This window comes from Paenibacillus dendritiformis (assembly GCF_021654795.1).
Classification (GTDB): Bacteria; Bacillota; Bacilli; order Paenibacillales; family Paenibacillaceae; genus Paenibacillus_B.
The window spans coordinates 1,612,501-1,625,131 of record NZ_AP025344.1 but is presented as its reverse complement, the minus strand read 5'-3'; the positions used below and the strand labels follow the sequence as shown (position 1 = coordinate 1,625,131).

Below are 12,631 nucleotides of genomic sequence, written 5' to 3'. Positions count from 1 at the left end.
CCTTCGGACAAGACGGTATAGACTTATACTTTCTTCTTATTTTTTAACCTCACTGCAATTTGAACTTCGCTTCTCGCATGCCGACGATCCGCCCATTGTCATTCTTCGTCTCCGGCGGACTGAGCTGCCGCAGGCGCTCGATCGTCTCGGCGTTCGGATATTGAATCTCCTCCAAAATATGGGCCACGATGAGCGGCCATTGATCCTCGGAGCCGTCCATCACTTTGAAGGCGATCCCCATGCGCTCTTTCCGCAGGCCGAAGCAGTAGATTCCTTTGGCGCCGCCCTTGGCGACGATATTGTCGTCCTGCAGCAGCGTCGGACAAATGAGCTGCGTGCCGGATACGTAGAACGGGTAGCGGTTCATCAACGCCGTCAAGCGGATGACGGCCGCTCGGACCGCCTCATCCGGAATCAGATCCGGGCAAGCCAGCCGCAAGTACAGCGTCGCAATATTGCGGATAGGCAGCGCATACACCGGGAAGCCGCAGCCGTCCGTTCCCAGCCTGATCTTCTCGACAGGCACATCCGAGAGCGCGGACATCAGAGACAGCACCTGCTGCTGAACCGGATGATCCGGCTCGGCATAGTTTTCGGTCGGCCAGCCTTTCATTTTGCAGAGCGCCAGCACCCCGAGATGCTTGCCCGAGCAATTGTGGTAGATGGAGCGCGCAGGCGCGCCATGGGCGATCAGCTCGTCGCGGGCCGCTCCGTTCAGCGGATACGTCGGCTTGCATACGAACTGCGACTCCGAGATGCCCGTCTTGCGCATGAACGATTCCAACGCTTCGACGTGGAATTTTTGCGCCCGATGCGATGCCGTCATAAGCACGATTTCCTCGTCGCTCAACCCGTAATGCTCCGGCACTCCGGCCATGAGCGCAGGCAGCGCTTGAACCGGCTTCGACGACGAGCGCATGAAGCTGACATAATTCTCGTCCCCCACCGTGAACAGCGTCTCTCCCTGTTCGTTGACGCCAACCATATGGCCGGTGTACGCGCATTCCAACCAATTGCCACGATACTCTTCTACTAACACTTTACCCAAGTCTACCACGTTGGTTCCTCCTCGTAACTCCGGGATGTCTGTCCTGCTGCTATTCATTATACTCTACGACGACCATTTGGTGGCATTCCAATTGCGGCACGGTAAATTGCACATCGCCCCCGGACGCCTTGAACCCGATATCCGTCATTTGCGGAGCGAGATAGACCCGCTTCACTTCCGCCACCGGCAGCCGAAGCTGCACCTCGACCTGTTGGAGCGGAATGATATCTTCAATGATTTCGACCCGTTCGCCGCGCTTCACCGGGGAAGCGTACAGCAAGTGATTAATATAGCGGCGCTCCGCTGCTTGGTGCTGGAGCGTCGTCACGCCCTGGGCGGGCAGGGTCGTGTTCAACGTAATTCGATGGCCGAGCAGGCGGCGAAGCGCGAACAGAACCATTTCCTTCAAAATAAGACTGCCCTTCGTCGCATAATCTTCAAACACGTTCCAGGCGATATATATCCCTTGCGCGGATTCAACCATGCCCGGTCCGCCATCCTCCCCGGAACTCGGCGCATGCTGGTGAGAGCAGAAGCGGAATGCCTGACGGTTGAAGTACGGATCCTCTCTTCTTCCGAGCTCGACGCCGCCCGTCAGCTCGATGCGGCGCCCTTCCCCGTACATGATATACGCCGCTTCTCCGAGAGTGGCCATTCCTTCGCAGAGCGGACGGAAATAATCCGGACGGAACGGATTCGCCCCGATATCGGTAAAGCCGAGGGGCAGCATCTGCCGCGTCAATTCGACATTCAGGCCGGAACGGCCGGACGCCAGCACTTTGCCCCCCGCGGCCAAGAACGCTTCCACCTTCGGCAGAATCGTATCCTTCATCACGATCGAGTCCGGGAGAATGAGCACCTTGTAACGGCTCCAGTCGCTTTCGAGATCGACGATATCGAACAAAATTTTGCCTTCCAGCAGGATGCGGACCGCGCCCATATCGACTTTGCCGGAATACATGGCTCCGCTTTCCTGCTGCACGCCGGCGGCTTCTACCGTAAGCAGCGCCACATCGGCATGGTTGACGGCATTCACGCACCATGCTTCCTTGGCCTCCACCTCCGCGTACGCCTTTCCGATCAGCTCATAAGTTGCCCGGTCCATCTGTCCCCCAGGGTGTAGCTGGTCTCCGATCGAGCAGCGGGCGCCGTTCGCCAAGCTCAGCGCGGTCTCATAGCGCAAGGCGTTCGGATGCTTGTAACCGCCGAATTCGCCCCAGAAGGTATGGAACTTCCCGGTCATGCCAAGGAAGTTGAACCCGGTTGGCTGCGCATAGCGGGCAGACAGCGGAAAATGATCGTACCCCCAGCCGCCGGTCGGCAGCGACTCCAGCTCAAGATGAGAGTTCATGCCCATCAGATCGCGGCGGCCCTGATGAATATGGCCGGCGTTATGGAAGACCGGCAAGCCCGGCTTAATCGCATCGATCGCTTCCCGGATGCGGGCCGTGTAGTTCGCGTAAATGCGGCGGCCGTTCGCGATGACATCCTCCTTATTATGCGGATCCAGACCGTCCGCTTGCATTTGCTTCAGACAGGTGGTGCAGTAGCACGTCCGCTCGCCTACAATATCGAGGAAAATGCCGTCGCCGTCATACTTGCGCACCACTTCCTGCACCTGCTCAATGACGAGATCAAGATACGGCGTATTGAGACAAAATTGATGATATCCCGGCTTCATGAAGGAGTCGACCCAGTTCATCCGGTCGGTCTCGTCCCGCATCAACCATTGCGGCTTCTCCCAGGCGAGCTTCTCATCGAAGCCGACGGACAAATAAATCGGCACCTTGACGCCGATCTCATGCGCCGCTTCGATCTGGGCCCCCAGGAGATCAAATTCAAGTCCCGGATGAATTTCATTCGTTTCGGAAGGGAAATAGGCCCAGCCGTGATGGCATTTGGCGAACACGGTGATCGAGTCCACATGTCCCAGCTTCAGCATTTCTTGAAAATTCTCTTTAGAAAAATTTCTCCCGATATCAGAAATATGCTCCGACGTATGGAAATCGAGGTGAACCTGTCTGTAGCGCATAATATCCTCCTATACATGACATTTTCTTGAGATCATTGTATCATCTACGTAGGCGTACGTATTTAAGACAGGTTCCTGTCATTTATACAAAATTCCGATCATGTGGGAGGAAAACAATGAAACCGCTCAGTGAGGTAAAGCCCCATATCCGCGCGGCGCATATGTACAACTATCGCGGGGCTCCCGAGGAGCAGCGGCGCAGAGGCTACAGCTATGCCTTCCATCTCTTTACGGAAGGCCATGGACATATGATCGTCAATGAGCAGGTCTACCCCGTGGCGAGCGGGAGCCTGATTTTCGTGCGTCCGGGAGAAGGACATTATTTCGTTCCGGCGCCGGGGGAGACGATGGATGCCTGCAATATTTACTGCGACCTGTGGTGCGTTCCCCGGCCCAAGCAGCCGACCTTCGCTTATCAATGGGATGACTATGATCCCCGGTGGTTGACGGAAGAAGCGGCCTGCTCCGAATTGGATGCGCTGCCGACAAGCATGTCGCTCCGTCCTTACCCGCACCTGATCGAGCTGATCAAGCAGACGCTGGCTGCGTTCAACCGTTCCGGCAAATATACGGCCCAAGCGGTCTCCGCCTCCTTTTATTCGTGGATACTGCAGTGGCATGAAGCGGGCAGCCTGACCCAGACGGCGGATTACCGGATTACCCGCATCTTGGAGCAGATGGAGGCCTGTCCGGAGCAGCGGTTCTCGGTCGACTACTGGTGCAGCGAGTGCGGACTGGAGAAATCGCAATTCTATCGGCTGTTCAAGCAGGAGACCGGCATGTCGCCCAAAGCGTACGCCCTGCAGGCCCGCATGAAAAAAGCGGCCGTCCTGTTGATGGAAAGCCGCCAATCGATTACGGACATCGCGCTTATGCTCGGGTACGATTCCATACATTATTTCTCCAACCAATTCTCCTCCGTCTACGGAGTCAGCCCGTCATCCTACCGGATGGGCAAAGGCTTTCAAAAGCCGGATCGCTGGTCATAAATGATCGAAGCAGCCCTTTGCCCGCCAGGCGAAGAGCTGCTTTTTCACGCCGGACCATAACCTAAGCGCTTACGATTTCGCTGTTTAGGTCCGGATCGGTCTTCTTCTTTTTCTCGTCCGGAAGCGTAACAAAAATCATCATTATGCCAGCCGCCACAAACAGGCCTGCAAAGAGCCATGTCAGTCCGGCGTAACCAAGACTTCCAATGAACAAAGCGACAAGAGCCGGTCCTACGAAAGCGCTTAAACCCGCTCCCAAGTTCAGGATGGACATGGCCGCGCCTTTTTCCTGTTTCACGAGAGACGGCGCGATGGCCGACAATGGCACGAAGCCCGCAAGGCATCCTCCCCACAATATCCCGATCACTTGCGTCAGCAAGACGTTGCCGGCCGCAAGCTGGGGGACATAAAACAGTAACAGCGTAAAGAAGGCCGAACCTGCGCACCCGAACCACATGACCGTATTTCTCCAGCCGAACTTGTCGCCGACAATGCCGAATATCAGGTTGAACGCGATATTGCCGATGAAGATCATCGCCCACAGATGGAGCCAGGACGAGATGCTGATTCCTTGGCTCTCCATATAGAGAGGCATGTAGACAGGGAAGCCGAATTGAGCCGCCGTATTAATAATCCGGACGAGGCCGACTAACACGATTTTCGGTTCTTTTTTGACAACCGCCAAGCCCGTGACGATCTCCTTCAGCTTGCTTTCCCGCTGCTCCGCTTTGGCTCTGTCGATTTTGCCGCCGCGGTTAATGACGAGCGCGAACAAAGCCCCGATCAAGACCCATACGAGCGCGCTCCACAACGTATTGATATGCCCCAAATGCTTCAGCGCCCAGGTAGAATAATACGCGCCGAGCACGTTCATGCCTCCGGTAAAGACGAACCAGAACCAGCCGACCGCCGTTCCCAGCTTTTTTTGCGGCGTCTGATAAGCGATCCACACGAGGAAGGAATAGGCAAACAGGGGATAACCGAGACCTTTGAACGCGTACGTCGGCAGCATCGTCGCAAAAGACAGTTGGCTGATTCCGATTCCAATAAAGCCGACGGAACCAAGAATATACAGAATCAAGCCGGTCAGCATCGCTTTTTTCGGCCCCATCGCATCCACGAATAAGCCGGACAGGAAAGAAGACAAGGCAATCGTAACCCCGTATACCGTAAATAAAATGCCTGATTGCTGTACCGTAAGCCCCTGCTCTACCAGATAAGGACTTAACCAGCCCTGCTCCAACCCATCCCCCATCATAAAAATAAGAACGCCGAGATAGCCCCAAGCAAGGGATGCAGGAATGCCTGCTTTATCCAGAAAATTCGACCCCTTCAAGTGCATCACTTCTTTCCTAGTATCATTTTCTTATCGTCTTTGCTGCGGCTTACCCGATCTTCAAGGCTTGGCCGCATTTCCCCTCATCACTTCCAATTTAATCGCTTTCAATCTTTTGATTGGACTGTTCTCATTGCGGCCGAAGTAATCATGCAGCTGGACATACTGGGCATAGAGCTGATCATAAATCTCCCGATACTCGCCATTCGGTTCATACGTTTTTTGGATCCCTCCGCCCATCGCTTGTCCGGCCTGCTGGATCGAGTCATAGCCTCCATGCCGGCTGCCGGCCGCCACGGCTCCCAGCATCGCCGCCCCCATCGCCGTCCCTTGCCGGGTCGCCGCGACATGAATCGGCATGCCGATAATATCCGCGAAGGTCTGCATAACGAACGGGCTTTTTTCCGCAATCCCGCCCGTCGCCACGATTTGCCGGATCGGAACGCCATGCTGCACGAAGTTCTCGATAATCACGCGTTTGCCAAAAGCGACGGCTTCGACAAGCGCCTTGTACATTTCCTCCGCCGTCGTGGCGGTCGTCATTCCGAACATGGAGCCTGTCAAATCGGCATCGACCAGGACGGAGCGGTTCCCGTTCCACCAATCGAGAGCGAGCAAGCCGCTGGCTCCCGGCTTGATTTGCGCCGCTTTCTCATTCAGGAGCTCCAGCACTTTTTTGTTCGCCGCTCTGGCCTCTAGTTCCACTCGCTCCGGCACGCAATGGTTGGCGAACCAGGAGAAATGATCGCCCAGGCAGGACTGCCCGGCTTCATAGCCGTAATACCCCGGCAAAATGCCGTCTTCACAAAGTCCGCTGATGCCTGGCACCTTCACCGCCGTCTCGCTGACCAACATATCGCAGCCGGATGTCCCCATTACCATCAGCAAAATATCGGGAGTCGTGATCCCGCAGCCGATGACGGCGGAATGAGCGTCTCCGATCCCCACGGCTACGGCAGTGCCTGGCGCCAATCCGGTCCATGCGGCGCTCTCTTCGGTGATGGTCCCTGCCTTGGCGCCAACCGGATAGATCGTTCTCGACATTTTGTCGTCAATGACATGCTCCAGTCTTGGATCCAGTGCTTTGAAAAACTCATTCGAAGGATAGCCATGCTGCTTATGCCATATCGCCTTATACCCTGCCGTGCAGCTGTTACGTTTTTCTTCGCCCGTAAGCTGGAGCGTGATCCAATCGGCGAGCTCCATAAATCGATCGGCGGCTTCGTAGATTTCAGGCGCTTCATTTAAGATCTGCCATATTTTCGGGAACATCCACTCCGATGATATTTTGCCGCCGTAATTGTCTAAAAAGGATTCTCCCCGCGATTCGGCGATGGCATTCAGTCTGTTCGCCTCCTCCGCAGCCGCATGATGCTTCCAGAGCTTCACATAAGCATGCGGATGGCTCTTATAGGCATCCAGCACGCATAGAGGCGTTCCATCGGCTTTTACTGGCAGCATCGTACATTCCGTAAAATCGGTTCCGACCCCGATAATCTGCTGCGGATCGACGCCAGTCGTTGTCATAATCTCCGCCAGCGTTGTGGAAGCGCACTCGATATAGTCCAACGGGTGCTGCAGCGCCCAATCCGGTCCCAGCCTCGTTACCCCATCAGGCAAGGTCTGCTCCATCACGCCATGAGGATACTCCATCTCGGCGACGGCCCGAATCTCTCCCGTGGCCGCATTGACGAGTATGGTGCGGGCGCTCAACGTGCCGAAATCGATTCCTACCACATATTTTTCCATCTTCCCTCACCCTTTGTTAAAACGTGATTGCCACCTTGAAATCGCCGTGTCTGCCAGACGCATATTCGAACGCTTCCTCCCATTGCTCGATCGGGAACTTGCGGGTAACGATGCCGTTCGTTTTCAGATTTCCGTTTGCCATATTTTCAATGACGAACGGGAAGCAATATGGACTTAAATGAGCGCCCAAGACGTCCAATTCTTTGCGGTCGCCAATGATGGACCAATCGACGGTAGTCGGCTCGCCGAACACACTGAACTCCACGAAGCGGCCAAGCTTTCTGATCATGCTCAATCCTTGCGTCACGCTCGAAGGGTGCCCTGTCGCCTCGATATAAATATCGCATCCGTAGCCGTCCGTCATCTCAAGAATGGCTTGGACAACATCCGTTTCTTTCGGATTCAAGACGATATCGGCGCCAAACTCCTTCGCTTTTTCGAGGCGATTTTCAATCAAATCCAGCACAATCAGTTTTTTCGGATTTTTCATGCGCGCATACGTAACCATTCCTAGCCCAAGCGGACCTGCTCCGGAAATGACAACGATATCCTCGCAGCCGATCTGCGCCCGATCGACCGCATGCTTCGAGCAGGCATAAGGCTCAATCAATAGCGCGGACGCCAGGTCCATGTCGGCAGGCACCTTGTGAACGACGGCCGTCTTCGGATAGCGGACATATTCAGCCATACCGCCGTTGTTCGTCCCCTGGAACCCGAAAATATTATGAGGCTGGCACATCCAATAGTTGCCTTGCTTGCAAAATCTGCATTCCCGGCATGGCACAATCTGATCCGCCGTGACCCGATCGCCTATGGCGAAATCGGTTACATTTTCTCCGACTTCGACGATCGTCCCCAGAAATTCATGGCCGGGAATAAAGGGAGGCTTGACCCACTCCGGTTGCGTCTCATCGCCCCAGAACATGGCTGCTCCATGCAGACATTTCAAATCCCCCGCACAAATGCCGCATGCCTCGGTTTTAATGATGATATCATCTGGCCCGCATTCGGGCGTAGGGTAGTTCGCTTCAAAGCGATAATCGTGTTTCCCGTAAGCTACAAGCGCTTTCATCGTTGCCGGCACCTTTCTCTTCGCGGCTCCCAAGCTAGAGGACTGTTGATTCATTGATGCATCCACCCTTCGATAATAAATGAGTTTTATTAAAGTGTTTTAAAAAACTACTTAACGTAAGAATAGCCGCTCTGGGCTGCCATGTCAATATGCAAAAAGATGCAGCGCAAAAAACGCATGGAGCCGGCGGAAGATACGAAGGATTCCTCCAGCCTCATCCCATGCGTTAAGATGCAAGCTTTATTTATTTTAAATTTGATGGATAAACTGATCGATAAACGGCAGAGCCGCTCCGGCCGCGATCGCTTCCGTTTTATAGTTGCAGATGCGCAGAAAGTCGGCATGATCCTCAAACGTATTTCTGGAGGCCACCAGCTTTTTCAATGTCTCGATATGATCCTCCATGTACGCGCCAACATAACCGCCAAGAATAATATCGCAGTCAAACAGCATGCGAATATTATTAATCGCGATTGCCAGATGCCACAAATATTTTTCCCACAATGTAAGCTTTTCCGGGTCCCCTTGTGCGACCTGTTCAAAAAATTGAGCCAAACTGCCATCGGCCGCATCGGACAATAAGGAAGCTGAACAGTAGGCTTCCAGACAGCCCTTTTGCCCGCAATAACAAGGCAATCCGTCCGGAATAATCGTAATATGTCCAATCTCTCCGCTCTTCTGATTTTCCCCCGCGAACACCCGATCGCCGATATAGACAGCCCCCCCGATATTGTTGCTCAACGAAATATAGAAGGCATTTTTCGTGTCCGGAGTCGCCCATATTTCCGCGATGCCCGCTGCGTTCGCATCGTTCATCAGGATGGCCGGGTAGGGAATATACTTGGCGAACCGCTCCAGCGTCTCTCCGGTAAAATTAAGAATTTTTCCATAGAATACGGTCTGACGGTCTTCCGTGATCAAGCCCGGAACACCGATGCCAACGCCTAATATTTTGGACTCGTCGATATTCAATTCCCTGACTATCTCTTGAAGGATATCCCCCAACAGCCGAAAATACGGGTCTGAAGCCTCAAATTTCTGTCTTCTTCGATTGATATTGATAATATCTCCATTTAAGTCGACGACCACGGTCGTGATATGGTTTCGCGTAATGTCCAAGCCAATCGCGATCTTGGCGTCGCTGATATAGGAAAAGAGTTGCGCATTCCGTCCCCCGGTATTTCCGATCGTGCCGGTATTCGCAATCAACTTTTGTTTCAGCAAATAATTCAGGTTTTGCGTCACCGTCGGCAGACTGATCTGCAATTGCTGTACAATCTCTTGCTTCGATAAATGTTGTTTTTGCCGCAGGAGCTTATAGATTCGATTTCGGTTGAATTCTTTAATGTTTACGGTTTTTTCCTCCATGCCGATCCCACCTTATTGAAACCCTTTTATAAAAGCGCTTATTTAGCAATTTCCAATTAATCATAATGCCTTTATCCAAAAACATCAATAGCAAGGGACGGCAACACGCGGGAGAGCAGGAATAAGCAGCGGCCATAAGGGGGAATATAGCTCAAGCAGGTCTGGCGCTCTAACATACAAAAAAAGCCTGCGCGTCTGCACAGACTTGTGGAATACATGCTGGTGAGCCATGAAGGACTCGAACCTTCGACACCCTGATTAAAAGTCAGGTGCTCTACCAACTGAGCTAATGGCTCGCATGGTGACCCGTACGGGATTCGAACCCGTGTTACCGCCGTGAAAGGGCGGTGTCTTAACCGCTTGACCAACGGGCCCCAGCATTGAATAAACATGGCGGAGCTGACGGGATTCGAACCCGCGTTCTCCTGCGTGACAGGCAGGCATGTTAGGCCTCTACACCACAGCTCCACGAACTATTCATTTTCCGCATCGAAGTTATGTATCAACGCGCGATGGAAAAAGTATTGCGGGGACAGGATTTGAACCTGCGACCTTCGGGTTATGAGCCCGACGAGCTACCGAACTGCTCCACCCCGCGATAATATGGTGGACACTAACGGGTTCGAACCGCTGACCCCCACCCTGTCAAGATGGTGCTCTCCCAACTGAGCTAAGTGTCCATATTCATGAAATGGTGACCCGTACGGGATTCGAACCCGTGTTACCGCCGTGAAAGGGCGGTGTCTTAACCGCTTGACCAACGGGCCACGCTGGCGGAGAGAGAGGGATTTGAACCCTCGAGACGCTTGTGACGCCTACACGATTTCCAATCGTGCTCCTTCGGCCAGCTCGGACATCTCTCCGTATGGCTCCCCGAACAGGACTCGAACCTGTGACAACTCGGTTAACAGCCGAGTGCTCTACCGACTGAGCTATCAGGGAATATTACGACCTCACGGTTCACCGGAGACCGATATGTAGAGCTTCTGCTTGGCAGCGTCCTACTCTCCCAGGACCCTGCGGTCCAAGTACCATCGGCGCTGGAGGGCTTAACGGTCGTGTTCGGGATGGGTACGCGTGGAACCCCTCCGCTATCGCCACCAAACAGATAAGGTATTGTACCTTAAAAACTGAATGCGAAAGTAAATCATCAAATCATCTTCGTTAGGATAAGCCCTCGACCGATTAGTATTGGTCAGCTCCATGCATTGCTGCACTTCCACCTCCAACCTATCTACCTCGTCGTCTTCAAGGGGTCTTACCAATGTGGGAAATCTCATCTTGAGGGGGGCTTCACGCTTAGATGCTTTCAGCGCTTATCCCTTCCGTACTTGGCTACCCAGCTATGCCTCTGGCGAGACAACTGGTACACCAGCGGTACGTCCATCCCGGTCCTCTCGTACTAAGGACAGCTCCTCTCAAATTTCCTACGCCCGCGACAGATAGGGACCGAACTGTCTCACGACGTTCTGAACCCAGCTCGCGTACCGCTTTAATGGGCGAACAGCCCAACCCTTGGGACCTACTTCAGCCCCAGGATGCGATGAGCCGACATCGAGGTGCCAAACCTCCCCGTCGATGTGGACTCTTGGGGGAGATAAGCCTGTTATCCCCAGGGTAGCTTTTATCCGTTGAGCGATGGCCCTTCCATGCGGTACCACCGGATCACTAAGCCCGACTTTCGTCCCTGCTCGACTTGTAGGTCTCGCAGTCAAGCTCCCTTCTGCCTTTGCACTCTTCGAATGATTTCCAACCATTCTGAGGGAACCTTGGGGCGCCTCCGTTACTCTTTAGGAGGCGACCGCCCCAGTCAAACTGCCCGCCTGACACTGTCCCCGAACCGGCTTCACGGTCCCAGGTTAGAACTCCGATACGATCAGGGTGGTATCCCAACGGCGCCTCCACCGAAGCTGGCGCTCCGGCTTCTAAGGCTCCCACCTATCCTGTACAGACCGTACCAAAGTCCAATATCAAGCTGCAGTAAAGCTCCATGGGGTCTTTCCGTCTTGTCGCGGGTAACCTGCATCTTCACAGGTATTAAAATTTCACCGGATCTCTCGTTGAGACAGCGCCCAAGTCGTTACGCCATTCGTGCGGGTCAGAATTTACCTGACAAGGAATTTCGCTACCTTAGGACCGTTATAGTTACGGCCGCCGTTTACTGGGGCTTCGGTTCATAGCTTCGCCTTACGGCTAACCACTCCCCTTAACCTTCCAGCACCGGGCAGGCGTCAGCCCGTATACTTCGCCTTACGGCTTCGCACAGACCTGTGTTTTTGCTAAACAGTCGCTCGGGCCTATTCACTGCGGCCCCCTCGGGCTATTCACCCTACCGGGGCACCCCTTCTCCCAAAGTTACGGGGTCATTTTGCCGAGTTCCTTAACGAGAGTTCTTCCGCGCGCCTTAGAATTCTCTTCTCGCCTACCTGTGTCGGTTTGCGGTACGGGCACCTTCACCTGGCTAGAGGCTTTTCTTGGCAGCATGAAATCAAGACCTTCGGTACTGTAATTTTCCCTCCCCGTCACAGCCCAGCCTTACGGTCAGCGGATTTGCCTACTGACCAGCCTCACTGCTTGGACGAGCATCCATCAGCTCGCGTCCCTATCCTTCTGCGTCCCCCCATTGCTCATAACGGCTACGGTGGTACAGGAATTTCAACCTGTTGTCCTTCGACTACGCCTTTCGGCCTCGCCTTAGGTCCCGACTTACCCTGGGCGGACGAGCCTTCCCCAGGAACCCTTAGGCTTTCGGCGGACATGATTCTCACATGTCTTTTCGTTACTCATACCGGCATTCTCACTTGTGTACAGTCCAGCAGTCCTTCCGGTCTGCCTTCAACCCGGTACACAACGCTCCCCTACCACTGATGCAAGAAGCATCAATCCATAGCTTCGGCGGTACGTTTAGCCCCGTTACATTTTCGGCGCAGAGTCACTCGACCAGTGAGCTATTACGCACTCTTTAAATGATGGCTGCTTCTAAGCCAACATCCTGGTTGTCTGGGCAACTCCACATCCTTTCCCACTTAACGTACAC

Annotated in this window: 7 protein-coding genes, 8 tRNA genes and 2 rRNA genes (1 of these 17 cut by a window edge); 1 reads left to right on the top strand and 16 read right to left on the bottom strand. The window is 54.0% G+C overall.

Annotation, left to right across the window (positions count from 1 at the left end; genetic code table 11):
* Positions 1–49 precede the first annotated feature (49 nt).
* Together L6439_RS07105 and L6439_RS07100 are read right to left on the bottom strand one after the other, a co-directional pair.
* Positions 50–1,057: an asparaginase gene (locus tag L6439_RS07105; RefSeq protein ID WP_213471307.1), complete on the bottom strand. Its 1,008-nt coding sequence runs from the start codon at positions 1,055–1,057 to the stop codon at positions 50–52.
* A 40-nt stretch (positions 1,058–1,097) separates the two neighbouring features.
* Complete coding sequence (locus L6439_RS07100) at positions 1,098–3,080, bottom strand: alpha-amylase family protein (protein WP_213471306.1); 1,983 nt, start codon at positions 3,078–3,080, stop codon at positions 1,098–1,100.
* A 116-nt stretch (positions 3,081–3,196) separates the two neighbouring features.
* Between L6439_RS07100 and L6439_RS07095 the strand changes: the two genes are divergently transcribed.
* Positions 3,197–4,069, top strand: coding sequence for a helix-turn-helix domain-containing protein (locus L6439_RS07095; RefSeq protein ID WP_168178741.1), 873 nt, complete (start codon positions 3,197–3,199; stop codon positions 4,067–4,069).
* Positions 4,070–4,130: 61 nt separating this feature from the next.
* Here L6439_RS07095 and L6439_RS07090 read toward each other — a convergent pair whose 3' ends face one another.
* The 14 genes from L6439_RS07090 to L6439_RS07025 form a co-directional block, all read right to left on the bottom strand.
* Positions 4,131–5,411, bottom strand: coding sequence for an MFS transporter (locus tag L6439_RS07090; protein ID WP_213471305.1), 1,281 nt, complete (start codon positions 5,409–5,411; stop codon positions 4,131–4,133).
* A 54-nt stretch (positions 5,412–5,465) separates the two neighbouring features.
* Positions 5,466–7,154: a ribulokinase gene (locus L6439_RS07085; RefSeq protein WP_213471304.1), complete on the bottom strand. Its 1,689-nt coding sequence runs from the start codon at positions 7,152–7,154 to the stop codon at positions 5,466–5,468.
* Positions 7,155–7,170: 16 nt separating this feature from the next.
* The gene (locus L6439_RS07080; RefSeq protein ID WP_168178744.1) at positions 7,171–8,280 is read right to left on the bottom strand and encodes an MDR/zinc-dependent alcohol dehydrogenase-like family protein; all 1,110 of its coding nucleotides are present in this window, start codon (positions 8,278–8,280) and stop codon (positions 7,171–7,173) included.
* Positions 8,281–8,475: 195 nt separating this feature from the next.
* Entirely contained in the window at positions 8,476–9,594 is a 1,119-nt protein-coding gene (locus tag L6439_RS07075) for an ROK family transcriptional regulator (protein WP_213471303.1), read from the bottom strand.
* A gap of 220 nt (positions 9,595–9,814) precedes the next feature.
* Positions 9,815–9,890: transfer RNA gene (locus L6439_RS07070), tRNA-Lys, on the bottom strand.
* Between the two features lie 3 nt (positions 9,891–9,893).
* Positions 9,894–9,968: transfer RNA gene (locus L6439_RS07065), tRNA-Glu, on the bottom strand.
* 17 nt (positions 9,969–9,985) lie between these two features.
* A tRNA-Asp gene (locus L6439_RS07060) sits at positions 9,986–10,062 on the bottom strand.
* A 56-nt stretch (positions 10,063–10,118) separates the two neighbouring features.
* Positions 10,119–10,192 (bottom strand) — tRNA-Met (locus L6439_RS07055).
* A 6-nt stretch (positions 10,193–10,198) separates the two neighbouring features.
* Positions 10,199–10,274, bottom strand: a tRNA-Val gene (locus L6439_RS07050).
* 12 nt (positions 10,275–10,286) lie between these two features.
* Positions 10,287–10,361, bottom strand: a tRNA-Glu gene (locus tag L6439_RS07045).
* A 4-nt stretch (positions 10,362–10,365) separates the two neighbouring features.
* Positions 10,366–10,457 (bottom strand) — tRNA-Ser (locus L6439_RS07040).
* A 3-nt stretch (positions 10,458–10,460) separates the two neighbouring features.
* A tRNA-Asn gene (locus L6439_RS07035) sits at positions 10,461–10,536 on the bottom strand.
* Between the two features lie 46 nt (positions 10,537–10,582).
* Positions 10,583–10,699 (bottom strand): 5S ribosomal RNA (gene rrf, locus L6439_RS07030).
* Between the two features lie 60 nt (positions 10,700–10,759).
* Positions 10,760–12,631 (bottom strand): 23S ribosomal RNA (locus tag L6439_RS07025); it runs 1,075 nt beyond the window's last position.